The organism is Streptomyces sp. NPDC102283, assembly GCF_044766265.1.
Classification (GTDB): Bacteria; Actinomycetota; Actinomycetes; order Streptomycetales; family Streptomycetaceae; genus Streptomyces.
On record NZ_JBIWLQ010000005.1, the window covers coordinates 175,641 to 191,620 of the forward strand.

At 71.2% G+C, this 15,980-nt stretch carries 16 protein-coding genes and 1 pseudogene; 10 read left to right on the forward strand and 7 right to left on the reverse strand.

Annotated features, from left to right (window positions below; all coding sequences use genetic code 11):
• Positions 1–4 precede the first annotated feature (4 nt).
• The 4 genes from ACIRJT_RS12305 (at position 5) to ACIRJT_RS12320 (ending at position 2,097) form a co-directional block, all read left to right on the forward strand.
• A complete protein-coding gene (locus tag ACIRJT_RS12305; RefSeq protein WP_007452552.1) occupies positions 5–607 on the forward strand; it encodes a 4Fe-4S dicluster domain-containing protein in 603 nt (200 codons plus the stop codon).
• A complete protein-coding gene (locus ACIRJT_RS12310) occupies positions 604–1,419 on the forward strand; it encodes a ubiquinol-cytochrome c reductase iron-sulfur subunit (protein ID WP_403907789.1) in 816 nt (271 codons plus the stop codon). The genes ACIRJT_RS12305 and ACIRJT_RS12310 overlap by 4 nt, the downstream gene beginning before the upstream one ends.
• The gene (locus ACIRJT_RS12315; RefSeq protein ID WP_265601073.1) at positions 1,416–1,811 is read left to right on the forward strand and encodes a hypothetical protein; all 396 of its coding nucleotides are present in this window, start codon (positions 1,416–1,418) and stop codon (positions 1,809–1,811) included. Before ACIRJT_RS12310 ends, ACIRJT_RS12315 begins: the two co-directional genes overlap by 4 nt.
• Before the next feature lie 61 nt (positions 1,812–1,872).
• A complete protein-coding gene (locus ACIRJT_RS12320) occupies positions 1,873–2,097 on the forward strand; it encodes a hypothetical protein (RefSeq protein ID WP_403907791.1) in 225 nt (74 codons plus the stop codon).
• A gap of 16 nt (positions 2,098–2,113) precedes the next feature.
• Here the strand turns inward: ACIRJT_RS12320 and ACIRJT_RS12325 are convergent.
• The 6 genes and pseudogenes from ACIRJT_RS12325 to ACIRJT_RS12350 all read right to left on the reverse strand — a co-directional run.
• A pseudogene (locus tag ACIRJT_RS12325) lies at positions 2,114–2,410 on the reverse strand (large conductance mechanosensitive channel protein MscL); the annotation flags it as partial.
• A gap of 32 nt (positions 2,411–2,442) precedes the next feature.
• A complete protein-coding gene (locus ACIRJT_RS12330) occupies positions 2,443–3,006 on the reverse strand; it encodes a hypothetical protein (RefSeq protein WP_403907793.1) in 564 nt (187 codons plus the stop codon).
• A gap of 355 nt (positions 3,007–3,361) precedes the next feature.
• Positions 3,362–4,246: an S-methyl-5'-thioadenosine phosphorylase gene (locus tag ACIRJT_RS12335; protein WP_403907795.1), complete on the reverse strand. Its 885-nt coding sequence runs from the start codon at positions 4,244–4,246 to the stop codon at positions 3,362–3,364.
• Between the two features lie 102 nt (positions 4,247–4,348).
• Complete coding sequence (locus ACIRJT_RS12340) at positions 4,349–4,699, reverse strand: FmdB family zinc ribbon protein (protein ID WP_403907797.1); 351 nt, start codon at positions 4,697–4,699, stop codon at positions 4,349–4,351.
• A 66-nt stretch (positions 4,700–4,765) separates the two neighbouring features.
• The gene (locus ACIRJT_RS12345; protein ID WP_403907799.1) at positions 4,766–6,046 is read right to left on the reverse strand and encodes an MFS transporter; all 1,281 of its coding nucleotides are present in this window, start codon (positions 6,044–6,046) and stop codon (positions 4,766–4,768) included.
• Between the two features lie 383 nt (positions 6,047–6,429).
• Entirely contained in the window at positions 6,430–8,055 is a 1,626-nt protein-coding gene (locus ACIRJT_RS12350) for a potassium/proton antiporter (protein WP_403907801.1), read from the reverse strand.
• A 276-nt stretch (positions 8,056–8,331) separates the two neighbouring features.
• Here ACIRJT_RS12350 and ACIRJT_RS12355 point away from each other — a divergent pair, with 276 nt between their 5' ends.
• Positions 8,332–11,076, forward strand: a complete 2,745-nt coding sequence (locus tag ACIRJT_RS12355; protein WP_403907803.1) for a penicillin acylase family protein — start codon at positions 8,332–8,334, stop codon at positions 11,074–11,076.
• Positions 11,077–11,078: 2 nt separating this feature from the next.
• Here the strand turns inward: ACIRJT_RS12355 and ACIRJT_RS12360 are convergent, their stop codons facing one another.
• Entirely contained in the window at positions 11,079–11,690 is a 612-nt protein-coding gene (locus ACIRJT_RS12360; RefSeq protein WP_403907805.1) for a 5-formyltetrahydrofolate cyclo-ligase, read from the reverse strand.
• A gap of 93 nt (positions 11,691–11,783) precedes the next feature.
• Between ACIRJT_RS12360 and galU the strand changes: the two genes are divergently transcribed.
• The 5 genes from galU to ACIRJT_RS12385 all read left to right on the forward strand — a co-directional run bounded on the left by galU (position 11,784) and on the right by ACIRJT_RS12385 (position 15,849).
• Complete coding sequence (gene galU, locus ACIRJT_RS12365) at positions 11,784–12,686, forward strand: UTP--glucose-1-phosphate uridylyltransferase GalU (RefSeq protein WP_371624005.1); 903 nt, start codon at positions 11,784–11,786, stop codon at positions 12,684–12,686.
• Positions 12,687–12,690: 4 nt separating this feature from the next.
• Positions 12,691–14,001, forward strand: a complete 1,311-nt coding sequence (gene glp / locus ACIRJT_RS12370; RefSeq protein WP_403907807.1) for a gephyrin-like molybdotransferase Glp — start codon at positions 12,691–12,693, stop codon at positions 13,999–14,001.
• A 101-nt stretch (positions 14,002–14,102) separates the two neighbouring features.
• Complete coding sequence (gene moaC, locus ACIRJT_RS12375; protein WP_403907809.1) at positions 14,103–14,603, forward strand: cyclic pyranopterin monophosphate synthase MoaC; 501 nt, start codon at positions 14,103–14,105, stop codon at positions 14,601–14,603.
• The gene (locus ACIRJT_RS12380) at positions 14,600–15,202 is read left to right on the forward strand and encodes a molybdenum cofactor biosynthesis protein B (RefSeq protein ID WP_403907811.1); all 603 of its coding nucleotides are present in this window, start codon (positions 14,600–14,602) and stop codon (positions 15,200–15,202) included. The genes moaC and ACIRJT_RS12380 overlap by 4 nt, the downstream gene beginning before the upstream one ends.
• Positions 15,203–15,219: 17 nt before the next feature.
• The gene (locus ACIRJT_RS12385) at positions 15,220–15,849 is read left to right on the forward strand and encodes a GNAT family N-acetyltransferase (RefSeq protein WP_403907813.1); all 630 of its coding nucleotides are present in this window, start codon (positions 15,220–15,222) and stop codon (positions 15,847–15,849) included.
• The last annotated feature ends 131 nt before the right edge of the window (positions 15,850–15,980 follow it).

Sequence of the window (15,980 nt, forward strand, 5' to 3'; positions counted from 1 at the left end):
CCCCATGATGGGCAGAACGATCTTCATCGACCCGGGGCGCTGCATCGGCTGCCAGGCCTGTGTCTCCGCCTGCCGCGAATGCGACTCCCACCGCGGCAAATCGATGATCCACCTCGACTACACCGACGAGGGCCACTCCGTCGCCTCCCTCCCCACCGTGTGCATGCACTGCGAGGACCCGGTCGCCCCGTGCGCCGAGGTCTGTCCCGCCGACGCGATCCTGGTGACCGCGGACGGCGTGGTGCAGCAGGCCGACACCACCCGCTGCATCGGCTGCTCCAACTGCGTCAACGCCTGCCCCTTCGGCGTACCGAAGATCGATCTCCAGGCGAAACTGCAGATGAAGTGCAACCTCTGCTACGACCGCACCGCCTACGGCCTCGCCCCCATGTGCGCCACCGTCTGCCCGACCGGAGCCCTCTTCTACGGAACCGTGGAGGAGCTCCAGGCGGAGCGCCCCGGCGTCCAGGTCGCCGACACCTTCGTCTTCGGCGAGACCGAGGTCCGCACCGGCGTGGCCATGGTGGTCCCCGCCGAACGGGTCCAGTGGCCGGTCCCCGGCGGGCTTCCCGTCGTCGAGATCAACGGGAAGGACGTCCGCCGATGAGCGTCACCGATCAGCAGCAGGGTGCCGAGCACCCCGCCGGGGGAGACCCGCGCGAGGCGCTCCAGGACCGGATCGCCGCCGACTCCCTCACCACCCGGCGCGACTACCTCCGGATCGTCACCACCGTCTCCGGCGGTCTCGCCGTCGGCGGCATCGGGGTGGCCGCGGGCATGCTCCACCGTCACGGCGACGGCGAGGAGGGCGGGGCCCCCGAGGCGAAGCGCATCGCCGGGCGACTCCAGCCCGGCGAGTCGATCGCCTTCCGCTACCCGGGCGAGGAGGACAGGGCCGTCGCCGTCCGCCTCGACGACGGCACCCTCGTCGGCTACTCCGCCGTCTGCACCCACCTCGCCTGCGCCGTGCTCTGGCGCAAGGACCGGGGGACGGAGGGCGAGCTGTACTGCCCCTGCCACGAAGGAGTCTTCGACGCCCGGTCCGGCGAGGTCACGGCGGGACCGCCGCCGCGCGGGCTGCCCAAGGTCGTGGTCATCGAGCTGGACGACGGCAGCATCTGGGCCGTGGGGACCACCCGCTCCGGCGAGAGCATCGAGGGAGGCCTCTGCCGCCAGCTCGGCGGCGACCGCCCCGACCTCGCGTCCCGCATCGGCTGCCCCGACATCGGCAACGGAGCCGAATCCCCGCCCCGGGCCGCCGGTGCACGAGCCCGCAACCGGAACACCGGTGAGCGGCCCGCGCCCCGGGCCGACGGCGGAACGGAATCCGGCCGGCGGGCCACCGGCCCCGCACCCGGTCCGGGGCGGAGGGCCGGCGAGACCTCCGCCACCGCCGAGAACCCGGGCGGGCGGGCATGAGCGACACCCCGCACCCCGAGCAACCGCTGCCGCCCCCCGGCAGCCACTACCCGACGTACCACCCCGGCAGCGCCGACCCCGGACTGAACAGGCCCGTCCACGAGCGGTATCCGCAGATCCGCCCCACCAGCGGATACGGGGACCCCCGCGTCCGGCACACCGGTCCCGGGCCCGGAGCGGGCACCGACCAGGACCCCGAGCGCTCCTCGAAGCTGACCGCCCGGCTCACCCTGGCCATGACCGTCGTCATCGGCCAGCTCTGGGGACTGACGGTCCTGATCGACGAGTGGATGGAGGGCAACACCGGCACCGCCTGGTGGGGGGCCGGCTTCCTCTGCCTGTCGTTCCTCGTCGTGCTGGGCCTGTGGCTCATCGATCCGAAGGACCGCTGACGCCCGCCGCCCGGCTCCACGGCGGCTCACACCTCGTGGTGAGCCGCCGTACCCTGGAGACATGAGCGCCGCCCCCGCCCCCAGCCCGCGCGATGCGAAGCAGCAGCAGCCACAGGAGCAGCCGCACAAGGAACCGAAGCCCAAGCCGGTTCTGGACTTCGACGATCCGCTGGACCGGCAGTCCGCGGACGATACGGACCAGGGGTGGGGCGAGCGGTCTCTCCCCGGCGGTAGTGCCGCGGACCTCTCGCGTTTCCTGGACGAGAAGCCGCCCCACCACATCTGAGCGAGGGCCCGGAGGGCTACCGGTCCTCGCGCGGGCCGGCAGTCGCCCCGCCGGTCCCGCCCGTTCCGCTCATTCCCCCCGGGCCCTCGTCCGAGTCCGGCCCGTGAGAGTCGGGCGTGCCACCGGAGCGCTGCGCCACGAGGGCGTCGCGGATCTCCTTCAGCACCTCCAGCTCGCTCACTTCCAGCGTCTCCCGCACGCCTTCCTTGGCGGCCTGCGCCGCCGCCCGCCTGGCCAGATACCTGGCCATCGGCACCACCATCAGGAAATACACGACGGCAGCGGTGATCAGGAAGCTGAGGGCGGCGCTGACCCGCTGCTTTTCCCGGGTGACTTGAGAAGACGTCAGTTCGCATCGGACACCGCCACGGCCAGCCGCCCCGAAGCGCCCGCGCCCAGCAGCGCCGTGGCCGTCGACCGCTCCACGGACAACACCACCAGCGCCCCGGCCCGGGCCCCCGTTCCTCCGATGCCATCCGCCCCTCCCGCACGGTCCGCGCCTTCCACGCCACCCGCCCCGGCGTCGGACCAGTCCGCCGCCTGACCGCCGGGTCCTGCCGCCGCGTACGGCAGCTTCGCCACGCGCACCCCTCGTGCCACCACGCGCGCTTCGTCGCCGGCGTCACCGACCGCGATCACATCGACCCGGTCCCCGGGGCGCAACAGCCGTACCGTCTCCGGGTCCGCGATCCTGACCGGCGCGGAGACCAGCCGTACGGACGACCGGTCGGCCCTCGGTGGAACCTCCGGTGGGCCGGCCTCTCCGTCGGAGCTGCTCAGGCCCGTGGTGGCCAGCGCGGCCCCCGCCAGCGCGAGCCCCGCGGCCGCCGCACGCCGCTGTCGGCGCAGCATCCGGCGCAGCCGGTCCGCGCCGCCGCCCCGCACGCGCAGGGGCCCGAACGGCCCCACCCCGCACGGCGCGGGCACCGACGCCGGAGGCGGAGGCAGAGACCGCGACGGAGACGGGCACCGGGATGGGGAAGGGGAAGGGGAAGGGGATCGGGACGGGGAAGGGGGTCGAGACGGGAGAGGAGGCGTGGATGTGGGAGCGGACGTGGTCACGGTCGTGGACATGGCACCACCTGGATTCGGGCGGACGAGGGCAAGCGAAAGGGGAGTCCGGACCGGTTGATCCGGTCGCACTCCCCTCACTTTCCACCGTTCCCGCAGATCCCGCTGAGGCCTGTGGACAGCCCTCGCGTTGGGGATAACTCCGTCACCCCCTCCGGCGACGACCACCCTGCCCGAGCAGCGGCGATCCCCGTCAGGGCAGGGCGATCCCCGTGTCGATCCCGTCCAGGGCGTGGGCGCACGTGCAGTTGCGGTTCTCGCTCTTCGGAAGCCCGGCCACCGCGTCGAACAGCACCGAGCGCAGCCGGTCCACGTTGGCCGCGAACACCTGGAGGACCTCCTCGTGCGAGACGCCCTCGCCCGCCTCGGCCCCCGCGTCCAGGTCGGTCACCAGGGTCATCGTGGTGTAGCAGAGGCCCAGCTCACGGGCGAGGACAGCCTCGGGGTGTCCGGTCATGCCCACGACGGACCAGCCCATCGCCGCGTGCCACCGCGATTCCGCACGGGTCGAGAAGCGCGGGCCCTCCACGACCACCAGCGTTCCGCCGTCCACCGGCTCCCAGCCGCGGCCGTGGGCCGCGGCGAGCGCGGCCTTGCGCCCCTCGGGGCAGTACGGATCGGCGAAGCCCAGGTGGACGACGTTCGGCACGGTCCCGTCGGCCCGGGGCTCACCGTCGTAGAAGGTCTGCACACGGGCCTTGGTGCGGTCCACCAGCTGGTCGGGGACGAGCAGGGTGCCCGGCCCGTACTCCGGGCGCAGCCCGCCCACCGCGCACGGGCCGAGCACCTGCCGGACCCCGACGGAGCGCAGCGCCCACAGGTTGGCCCGGTAGTTGATGCGGTGCGGCGGCAGGTGGTGGCCGCGTCCGTGGCGGGGCAGGAATGCCACCCGCCGACCGCCGAGCTCGCCGAGGAAGACCGAGTCGCTCGGCTTCCCGTAAGGGGTGTCCACGGAGACCTCGGTGACGTCCTCCAGGAAGGAGTAGAAGCCCGAGCCGCCGATGACACCGATCTCCGCGGAACTTCCGGTACCCGCCGTACCCGTACCGGAGCCCGTTTCGTCAAGTGCGTTCGCCATGCGGTCACCGTATCCAAAGGAGTGTTTCCCGGGGCGAACGCCCGGACCCCGCCGAGTGGCCTCGGCGGGGTCCGGTGAAAAGCAGGTGGGGCGTACGCGGGCTCAGGCGGCCGACGTACCGCTCGACGAGGCCGGCGCGGAGGCCGACGACGAGGAGGAGGCGGACGAAGAGGACGACGACGATGCGCTCGCCTTCGTGTCCGAACCCGACGACGAGGACGACGCGGAGTCGGACGACTTCGATGCCGTCGACGCCGACGTGCTGCTCGACGAGGAGCCGCGGCTGTCGTTCCGGTAGAAACCGGAACCCTTGAAGACGATGCCGACCGCGGAGAACACCTTCTTGAGGCGTCCGTCGCAGCTCGGGCACACGGTCAGGGCATCATCGGTGAACTTCTGCACCGCCTCGAGGCCCTCGCCGCACTCGGTGCACTGGTACTGATAGGTCGGCACTTGCTCCTCCTGGCACTCTCACTCAATGAGTGCTAACGACGGTCCATACTGACGTATTCCGTTGAATCAGTCCACCGTGACCGGCTCGCGGTGACCGATCCCACGTGCCACGGTGCGTCCCGAGGGCTTCGGAGTCAGCCGCGAACGCAGGGCCAGCAGGGTCACCAGGGCCAGCGTGGTTCCGGCCAGGGGCACCAGGAAGCCGGTGCTCGCGCCATGGGTGTCGGCGAGTTGCCCCGCCACGGTCACGGCCGCCGCCTGTCCGAGCGCCACGGCGCCCGTCAGCCAGGTGAAGGCCTCGGTGCGGGCGGTGGCCGGCACCAGCGCGTCGACCAGGGTGTAGCCGCTGATCAGCGCCGGAGCGATGCAGAGGCCGACCAGCAGGCCGAGCCCGGCCAGCAGCGGCACCGAGTGCACGGCCCACAGGCCGGACGCGGTCAGGGTCAGCGCCACGTAGCCGACGATCAGCCGGCGGCGCGGGCTGCTCTTCCAGGCGATGGCGCCGCAGGCGATGCCCGCCAGCATGTTGCCCGCCGCGAAGATCCCGTAGAGGACACCGTTCACCCCGGGGTGGCCGATCTCCTCGGAGAACGCGGTGAGTGAGACCTGCATGCCGCCGAAGACGGCGCCGATGCCCAGGAAGGTGACGGCCAGCACGCGCACACCCGGTACGGAGAGCGCCGAGGCGTGCGGTTCGGCCGCGGTGGCCGCGTCGCGAGGGGCGGGCTGGGTGGCGCGCTGCGCGGCGAAGAACAGGCCGCCGATCAGGGTCAGGGCGGCTTCCGTGATCAGTCCGGCCGCCGGGTGCACGCCGGTGCACAGCGCGGTGGCGATCACCGGGCCGAGGACGAACGTGAACTCGTCCGTCACCGACTCGAAAGCGGCCGCGGTGGACATCAGCGGAGATGCGGGCCGGTCGGGGGTCGCCCCCAGCATCGCCGCCCAGCGGGCCCGCACCATGGGGCCGATCTGCGGGATCGAGGCGCCGGTCGGCACAGCGGCGACGAACAGCGCCCACAGGGGCGCGTCCGCCAGCGCCAGCACGGTCAGCGCGCTCACGGAGACGGTGTGGAGAAGGACCCCGGGCAGCAGGACCGCGCGCTGGCCGAAACGGTCGGCGAGCTTGCCGCTCTGCGGGGCGAACAGCGCCATGGCGACGCCGGAGACCGCCGCGACGGCGCCCGCGCTGCCGTACGAGCCGGTCGTGTGCTGCACGAGGAGGACGATGCCGATGGTGAGCATCGCGAACGGCTGCCGTGCGGCGAAGCCCGGGAGGAGGAAGGTCCACGCACCGGGGGTGCGCAGCAGTTGCCCGTATCCGGGGCGGTCGGAGACCGTGGTCGCCACGGTCCTTGCCTTTCTGCCGCCTGGTGGCCCTGCTTCCCGGCGCCCTTGTGGGGCTGGTCGGACGGAAGCGGCCGAGAGCTGTCCTCTTCGCGCGGAACTGCGGTAGATGCCGGGCGACTCGCTGCAATCGGCGAAGAAACGCCGGGCGAAGAGACACCACGACCGCCATACGGTCGCGCCAGCTCTGCTTCAGGCAGAGTTGGTCGATCAGGTTTGCCTTCATCGTACAGGCGGGAAGCCCTGTATGCCTGTGATTGCACACAGGGCTTCCGTATCGGCCTGTGATCTGCGACGCGTCCGCTGCCCGGCACCTGAGTCGTCGCCTCGGAGGAGTGCCGGGAAGTCTCGCGCGGCTCCGGAGAGCCTCAGGGGTTCTCAGGTTCTCAGGGGCTGGTCCTCGTCCCGCCGCCGCTCCCGTTCGCGCTGCCGTGTCCATTTCCCTTTCCAGGGCCATGTCCACTTCCGTTGGCGTTCGTACGGGCACCGGCACCGCCGAGCTTCTTGGCCAGCTTCATCGCCTGCGGGATGGCCGAGGCGCCGTGAGGTCCCGCCGTGCCGGACGCGTCGGAAGCGGGAGACCTGCCCGTGCTCAGCCAGCCGGCCAGTTTGCCGCCCTCGCCGACCGCCCGCAGCCGTTCCTCCGCCCGGTCGCGTACCGGATCGGTGGCCACCACCAGCAGTTCGTCCCCGCGCCGCAGCACGGTCGCCGGGGACGGCACGAAGCTCTTGCCCTCGCGGACCACCAGCGTGACCGCGGCGCCGGCCGGGAGCCGGAGCTCGCCGACCTCGACGCCGTGCATCCTGGACTTCGTGGGGATGGCGACCGACAGCAGGTGGCCGCGCAGCCGCTCCAGCGGGGCCGACTCGATGCCCAGGTCGGCGGCCTCGGCGGGATCGTCGGCGATGTTCAGCTTGTTCGCGACCCAGGGCAGCGTCGGGCCCTGGATCAGGGTGTAGACGATGACCAGGACGAACACGATGTTGAAGATTCTCGTACTGCCCTCCACCCCGGACACCATCGGAATGGTCGCCAGGACGATGGGCACCGCTCCGCGCAGCCCGGCCCAGGACATCAGGACCTTCTCGCGGGCCGGCAGCCGGAACGGCGCGAGGCTCAGGAAGACCGACAGCGGTCGCGCCACCATGGTCAGCACCAGGCCCACGACGATGGCGGGCCAGAAGTCGTCGACCAGGTCGTGCGGGGTGACCAGCAGGCCGAGCAGCACGAACATGCCGATCTGGGCCAGCCAGCCGAGCCCGTCGGCGAAGCCCCGGGTGGCGGGCCAGTGCGGCAGCTTGGAGTTGCCGAGGATCATCGCGGCCAGGTAGACGGCGAGGAACCCGCTGCCGTGGGCCATGGCGCCCGCCGCGTAGGCGGAGACGGCGATGGCCATCACGGCGATCGGGTAGAGGCCGGAGGCGGGCAGCGCCACGTGCCGCAGCCCCAGGGACCCCAGCCAGCCCACCGCGATGCCGATGGCTGCGCCGATGGCCAGCTCCATGGCGATCTCCGCGACCAGGATGTACCAGTGCTCGACCGGGCCGACCGCGGAGAACGCGACGACCATGATGACGACGGGGGCGTCGTTGAAGCCCGACTCGGCCTCCAGGACTCCGGTGATCCGGGGCGGCAGAGGCACTCTGCGCAGCACGGAGAAGACGGCGGCCGCGTCGGTCGAGGAGACGACCGCGCCGATGATGAGGGCCTGGCGCCAGTCGAGGCCGACCAGATAGTGCGCGGCGGCCGCGGTGATGCCCACGCTGATGGCGACGCCGACGGTCGAGATCACCGCGGCCGCGGGCAGGACGGGTTTGACCTCTTTCCACTTCGCTCCGAGTCCGCCCTCGGCCAGGATGACGACCAGGGCGGCATAGCCGAACACCTGCGTCAGCTCGGCGTTGTCGAACTTCACGTCGAAGATGCCGTCCTGCCCCAGGGCGATCCCGATGCCGAGATACAGGAGCAGGCTGGGGAGCCCGCTGCGCGAGGAGATCCGTACCGCCGCCACGGCGACGAGCAGGACGAGCGAGCAGACGAGCAGGAGTTCGTTGAGCGCGTGGACAGTCAGGGCCGTTCCTTCCCTGCGTGCGCCTGCCGGATCGTCCTCCGGCAGCCAGTTACTTCGTTACCTTACCTAATCGTTAACGATTCCTTGACGGGTTCGAGTGTTCGTACGAGGAAGACGCAAATGGATGCATCCCCATACCGCGTCCGAGTGGCTTCTCCGCTGCGCCTATGGTTGCTCCTGCACTCCCAGGACCACCCTGCCCCTCGAAGGACAGCGATGCCCGCCAACACAACCGCCTCTTCCGGCCCTTCCGACGCGAAGAAGCCCGGCAGGAAGAAGGGGCGACGCGCCCGCCTGCTCGTGCTCGTCCTGGTGCTGGCGCTCGTCGCGGGTGTCGGATACGGGGCGTACTGGTCCGTGTCCACCGTGCGGGCCTCGTACCCGCAGACCACCGGGTCGATGACTCTCGACGGCCTTTCCGGCGACGTCGAGGTCAAACGTGACTCCTACGGAATCCCGCAGATCTACGCGGACTCCGACGCCGACCTCTTCCGCGCCCAGGGCTTCGTCCAGGCCCAGGACCGCTTCTGGGAGATGGACGTCCGGCGGCACATGACGTCCGGCCGGCTCTCCGAGATGTTCGGTTCCGGACAGGTGGAGACCGATTCCTTCCTGCGGACGCTCGGCTGGCGGAAGGTGGCGCAGAAGGAGTACGACGAGGTCCTGGACGAGGGCACCAAGAAGAACCTCCAGTCGTACGCGGAGGGCGTCAACGCGTATCTGAAGGGCAAGGACGGCCGGGACATCTCGGTCGAGTACGCGGCTCTGGGGCTGACCAACGACTACAAGCCCGGCGAGTGGACCCCGGTCGACTCGGTGGCGTGGCTGAAGGCGATGGCCTGGGACCTGCGCGGCAACATGCAGGACGAGATCGACCGTTCGCTGCTGACCAGCCGCCTCGACAAGGACCAGATCGAGGACCTGTACCCCGGGTACCCGTACAAGCAGAACAAGCCGATCGTCGAGAACGGCGCGATCTCCCCGGTCACCGGGAAGTTCGACCCCGAGGCGATCCCGTCGGACACCATCGGCTCCGCGACCCCCGAGGGCGCCACCGAGGGCCTCGACACCCAGATGGCCGCCCTCTCGGACACCCTCGACGAGATCCCGGCGCTGCTCGGCCCCAACGGCAACGGCATCGGCTCGAACTCCTGGGTCGTCGACGGCAAGCACACGACGTCCGGCAAGGCGCTGCTCGCGAACGACCCGCACCTCGCGCCGATGCTGCCCTCCCTCTGGTATCAGATGGGCCTGCACTGCCGGGAGCTCTCCAAGACCTGCCAGTACGACACGGCCGGCTACACGTTCTCCGGCATGCCCGGTGTGATCATCGGTCACAACCAGGACATCGCCTGGGGCCTGACCAACCTGGGCGCCGACGTCACCGACCTCTTCCTGGAGAAGGTCTCCGGCGACGGCTATCTGTACGACGGCCGGACCAAGTCGTTCAAGACCCGCGAGGAGACCATCAAGGTCGCCGGCGGCAGGGACCGGAAGATCACCGTCCGTGAGACGAACAACGGGCCCCTGGTCTCCGACCGAAGCAAGGAACTGGACAAGGTCGGCCAGAAGGCACCCGTCGGCGCCTCCGCACCTGACCGGGCCGACGGCTACGCGGTGGCGCTGAAGTGGACCGCGCTGGAGCCCGGCAAGTCCATGGACGCCGTGTTCGCGCTCAACCGGGCCAAGGACTTCACCACCTTCCGGAAGGCCGCCGAGAACTTCGAGGTCCCCTCGCAGAACCTCATCTACGCCGACACCGAGGGCAACATCGGCTACCAGGCCCCCGGCAAGATCCCGGTCCGCTCCGAGGGTTACGACGGCACGGCCCCGGCCCCGGGCTGGGACCCGAAGTACGCGTGGAAGGGCTACATCCCCTTCGAGGAACTGCCCTACGAGTACAACCCGGACCGCGGCTTCATCGTCACCGCCAACCAGGCCGTCATCGACGAGGAGAAGTACCCCCACCTCCTGACCAAGGACTGGGGCTACGGAGCACGCAGTCAGCGGATCAACGACCTCCTGACCCAGAAGATCAAGGGCGGCGAGAAGGTCTCGACCGATGACATGCAGAAGATGCAGATGGACAACTTCAGCGAGATCGCCGCGCTGCTGGTGCCCGAGCTGAAGAAGATCAACATCTCCGACCCGAGCGTCCGCGAGGCCCAGAAGCTGCTGGAGGGCTGGGACTACACCCAGGAACCCGACTCTGCCGCCGCCGCGTACTTCAACGGCGTCTGGCGCAACATCCTGAAGCTCGCCTTCGGCAACAAGCTGCCCAAGGAGATGCGGGTCGAGGGCGACTGCATCAACGTGCCGCCGGTCAAGAACAGCGGCCCGGCCGACCAGCAGAGGAAGCTCGTCCGCGAGTGCGGCCAGCGTGACGGCGACACCGCGCAGCCGGACGGCGGCGACCGCTGGTTCCAGGTGGTCCGCGACATCGTGGACGACCAGGACAACGAGTGGTGGAAGGCGCCCGCCCGGGGCCGCGAGGACGCCCTGGAGAGCCGGGACGACCTGTTCGCCCGGGCGATGGAGGACGCCCGCTGGGAGCTGACGTCCAAGCTCGGCAAGAACATCTCCACCTGGAGCTGGGGCCGCCTGCACCGGCTGACGCTGAAGAACCAGACGCTCGGCACCGAGGGCCCCGGCCTGCTCCAGCGCGCGCTCAACCGCGGCCCCTGGAACCTCGGCGGCGGCGAGGCGGCGGTCAACGCCACCGGCTGGAACGCGGCGAGCGGCTACGAGGTCGTCTGGGTGCCGTCGATGCGGATGGTCGTCAACGTGGGGGACTGGGACAAGTCCCGCTGGATCAACCTCAGCGGTGCCTCCGGGCACGCGTTCAACGCGCACTACACCGACCAGACCGACAAGTGGGTCGACGGTGAACTGCTCGACTGGTCCTTCGGGAAGGGCGCGGTCGACGCGTCCACCGTCGACACGCTGACGCTGAAACCGTAGGGCTATCGAGGGTTCACGAAGCGCCGCGCTCCGGCCGGCGTGACCACGGCGTCCACGGGGTGGTCGTGCGGTTCCGAGGGGACCCGCGCGACCACTTCGTCGTCGTACAGGAGCACGACGAGCGAGGGACGCGCCCCGGCGGCCGTCAGCCGGGCCAGCACCCGGTCGTAGCTGCCGCCGCCGCGCCCCAGCCGCATCCCGGCCCCGTCCACCGCGAGGCCGGGAAGCAGCACCGCGTCGGCTTCCAGGACGGCGGCGGGGCCCAGGCGCGCGCCCTTCGGCTCAAGGAGTCCCCGACCGGCGGGGAGCAGGTGCTCCGGGCCCTCGTAGGCCGCCCAGTCCAGGTCGTTGTCGGCCAGGAGGACCGGCAGCAGCACCCGGACGCCGCGCCCGCGCAGCGCTTCCAGGAGGGCGCGGGTGCCCGGTTCGCGCCCCACGGAGACGTACGCGGCGACCGTACGGGCGTCGGCCAGTTCGGGCAGGCGCAGGGCAGCCCCGGCAAGAACCGCGGCGCTCCGGGCGGCGTCCTCCTTCGTCAGGAGGGCCCGCGCGGCGAGAAGTTCGCGCCGCAGGGAGCTCTTCGCGGACGGCTTTCCGGACTTGTCGGTGTTCAATGGTGACTCGCACGATTCTCTTATGGGCATATTTAAGGACGAAGTTAACCGGAATATCAGCTTCCGGCCGTGTCCAGCCGTTAAGGTCTGCACATGACTCAGTCGCACCCCAGGATCAGCAAGGCCGTCATCCCGGCAGCAGGTCTCGGCACCCGGTTCCTGCCCGCCACGAAGGCCACTCCCAAAGAGATGCTGCCTGTCGTCGACAAGCCCGCCATCCAGTATGTCGTCGAAGAAGCCGTGGCAGCGGGCCTCTCCGACGTGCTGATGATCACCGGCCGCAACAAGCGTCCCCTCGAGGACCACTTCGACCGCAACTACGAGCTGGAGTCCGCGCTCACCCGCAAGGGCGACGCCGAACGCCTCGCCAAGGTCCAGGAGTCCAGCGACCTGGCCACCATGCACTACGTGCGACAGGGCGACCCCCGCGGCCTCGGCCACGCCGTGCTGTGCGCCGCCCCGCACGTCGGCGACCAGCCTTTCGCGGTCCTCCTCGGCGACGATCTGATCGACCCGCGCGACGCACTGCTGGCCCGGATGGTCGAGGTCCAGGAGCGTGAGGGCGGCAGCGTCATCGCGCTGATGGAGGTCGACCCCTCGCAGGTCCACCTCTACGGCTGCGCCGCCGCGGACGCCACCGTCGACGGCGACGTCGTCCGCATCACCGACCTGGTCGAGAAGCCGGACCCGGCCGACGCCCCCAGCAACCTCGCCATCATCGGCCGGTACGTCCTGGACCCCGCGGTCTTCGACATACTGCGACACACCGAGCCGGGCCGAGGCGGCGAGATCCAGCTCACCGACGCGCTCCAGCTGCTCGCCGCGGACGAGAAGATCGGCGGCCCCGTGCACGGCGTCGTCTTCAAGGGCCGCCGCTATGACACCGGCGACCGCAGCGACTACCTGCGCGCCATTGTCAGACTGGCGTGCGAACGTGAAGACCTGGGGCCGGACTTCCGGACCTGGCTGCGCAAGTACGTCGCTGAGGAGATGTAACCCCGTGAGCAGCACGATCTGGTCGGTGGACGAGCACCTGGACGACATCCTCGCCGCGGTGAGGCCGCTGGAGCCCATCGAGCTGCAGCTGCCGGACGCCCAGGGCTGTGTCCTCGTCAAGGACGTCGTGGTGGAGGTGGCCCTGCCGCCGTTCGACAACAGCTCCATGGACGGTTACGCGGTCCGGATCGCCGATGTCGAGGGCGCGAGCGAGGAGTTCCCCGCGGTCCTCACCGTCATCGGCGACGTCGCCGCGGGCAGCGCGGGGCTCGCCGACGACCAGGTCGTGGGGCCGGGACAGGCCGCCCGCATCATGACGGGCGCGCCGCTGCCCGCCGGTGCGGAGGCCGTGGTTCCGGTCGAGTGGACCGACGGCGGTACGGGCGAGGGCCCGGCCGCCGCCATGCGCGCCCACAGCGACGCGCCCGAGGACGCCGCCGGCGAGGTCAGGGTGCACCGGCCCGTCGTGGCCGGCGCCCATGTGCGCGAGCGCGGCAGCGACGTCGAGCCGGGCCACCTGGCCCTGGCCGCCGGGTCGGTCGTCGGCCCGCCGCAGATCGGGCTGCTCGCGGCGATCGGCTGTGCCACCGTGGTCGTACGGCCCCGTCCCCGCGTGGTCGTCCTGTCCACCGGCAGCGAACTGGTCCAGCCCGGCGAGCAGCTGACCGGCGGCCAGATCTACGACTCCAACAGCTTCGCGCTGACGGCCGCCGCCCGGGACGCCGGAGCCATCGCCTACCGGGTCGGCGCGGTGACCGACGACGCCGAGACGCTGCGCGCCACGATCGAGGACCAGCTGATCCGCGCGGACATCGTCGTCACCACGGGCGGTGTCAGCGTCGGCGCGTACGACGTGGTCAAGGAAGCTCTGTCCTCCGTCGGGGACGAGGACGAGGACGGCGGCGGGGTCGAGTTCCGCAAGCTCGCCATGCAGCCCGGCAAGCCGCAGGGCTTCGGCTCGATCGGCCCGGACCACACCCCGCTGCTGGCCCTGCCGGGCAACCCGGTCTCCGCCTACGTCTCCTTCGAGTTGTTCGTCCGCCCCGCCATCCGTGCCCTGATGGGCCTCACCGACGTGCACCGCCCCACGGCGCGCGCCCGGCTGAGCGCCGACAAGGCGCTCACGTCGCCGGACGGCCGCCGCCAGTTCCTGCGCGGCCGCTACGACGCGGAGGCGGGCACGGTCACCCCGGTCGGCGGTTCCGGATCGCATCTGATCGCCGCCCTCGCCCAGGCGGACGCGCTGATCGTGGTGGCCGAGGACGTCACCTCGGTCGAGCCCGGCACGGAGACGGACGTGATCCTGCTCGGCTGACCGCCGCCCGGTGGCGGTACGGTATCTGCCGCCGTGCCTTCCGGGGGACCCCCTCCGGTTCCCCGAGGTCCACCGGCGCCCCTACCGCTAGGCGGAGTGAGTTGAGTACGCAGAACAGGCTGACGCACATCGACGAGGCGGGCGCGGCCCGCATGGTCGACGTGTCGGAGAAGGACGTCACCACCCGCGTCGCCCGCGCCGCCGGCCGGGTGCTCGTCTCGCCGCGCGTGATCGAGCTGCTGCGCGGTGAGGGAGTCCCCAAGGGCGACGCCCTCGCCACCGCCCGGATCGCCGGGATCATGGGGGCCAAGCGCACCCCGGACCTGATCCCGCTCTGCCATCCGCTGGCCGTCTCCGGCGTGAAGGTCGACCTGAGCGTGGCCGACGACGCGGTGGAGATCACGGCCACCGTGAAGACGACGGACCGCACGGGCGTCGAGATGGAGGCCCTGACCGCGGTCTCGGTGGCGGCGCTCACGGTGATCGACATGGTCAAGGCCGTCGACAAGAGCGCGGTCATCACCGACGTACGGGTCGAGGCGAAGTCGGGCGGCAAGTCCGGCGACTACCGGCGCACCGCGCCGGAGGGAACGGACAGGTGACGCCGCCCGGGCCCACAGCCCCCGGCCACGAGCGGCGGGCGCCCGGGGCGGGCGCGCCCGGCCACGAGCAGACGGCGGCCGAGCCCACCGGCGCCGGACTCCCCTCCCCGTACACCGCGCTCGTCGTCACCGCCTCCAACCGGGCTTCCGCCGGGGTGTACGCGGACAGGGGCGGCCCGCTGATCGCCGAAGCGCTGAGCGGCCTCGGCTTCACGGTCGACGGCCCGCAGGTCGTTCCGGACGGTGACCCGGTCGAGGCGGCCCTGCGCGCGGGCGTCGCCGCCGGGTACGACGTGATCGTCACCACCGGCGGTACGGGCATCTCGCCCACCGACGCCACACCCGAGGCCACCCGTCGCGTCCTCGACCACGAGATCCCCGGCATCCCGGAGGCGATCCGGGCCGAGGGCCTCGCCAAGGTCCCGACCGCCGCTCTCTCCCGGGGCCTCGCGGGCGTCGCCTCCCGCACCCTGATCGTCAACCTCCCCGGCTCCACCGGCGGGGTGAAGGACGGGCTCGCGGTCCTCGGCCGCCTCCTGGTGCACGCCGTCGACCAGCTCCGCGGCGGCGACCACCCCCGACCGGGGAGCCCGAGCTGAACATCGCTACCTGGCCGGTGACGCTGACCGACGGCGAGATCGTTCTGCGCCCGATAAAGATGCGTGACCAGCGGATGTGGCGCGAGGTCAACCGGCGCAACCGCGACTGGCTGCGTCCCTGGGAGGCGACCGTCCCGCCTCCCGCCCCGGGCGGCCCGATGGCGCAGCGGCCCACGTACCGGCAGATGGTCCGCCACCTGCGCGCGGAGGCGAACGCGGGGCGGATGCTGCCGTTCGCCATCGAGTACGAGGGCCGGCTGGTCGGTCAGCTCACGGTCGCGGGGATCACCTGGGGCTCGATGTGCTCCGGTCACATCGGTTACTGGGTCGACCGGAGCGTCGCCGGGCGCGGGGTCATGCCGACGTCCGTGGCGCTCGCCGTGGACCACTGCTTCCGCGCCGTGGGCCTGCACCGCATCGAGGTCTGCATTCGCCCCGAGAACGCGCCCAGCCGCAGGGTGGTGGAGAAACTCGGATTCCGCTCGGAGGGCGTGCGCCCGCGCTATCTGCACATCGACGGCGCCTGGCGCGACCATCTGATCTTCGCCCTCACCGCCGAGGAAGTGCCCGAGGGGATGCTCCGGCGCTGGCGCCGGTCGCGCCCCGCGCCGCCGCGGGGCCCCGAGCCGTCCGGCGAAATAAGATAAGTGTTCGAATTTGATCGCCGGATGACCGCATGGAGTCGGGCTATCGGCGTCTGTTGACCCGAACAATCACAAAAAAAGTCCGTGATATCAGCCGGATCGTGCGACACACCGGGCCAATTGGCGGATCCTTC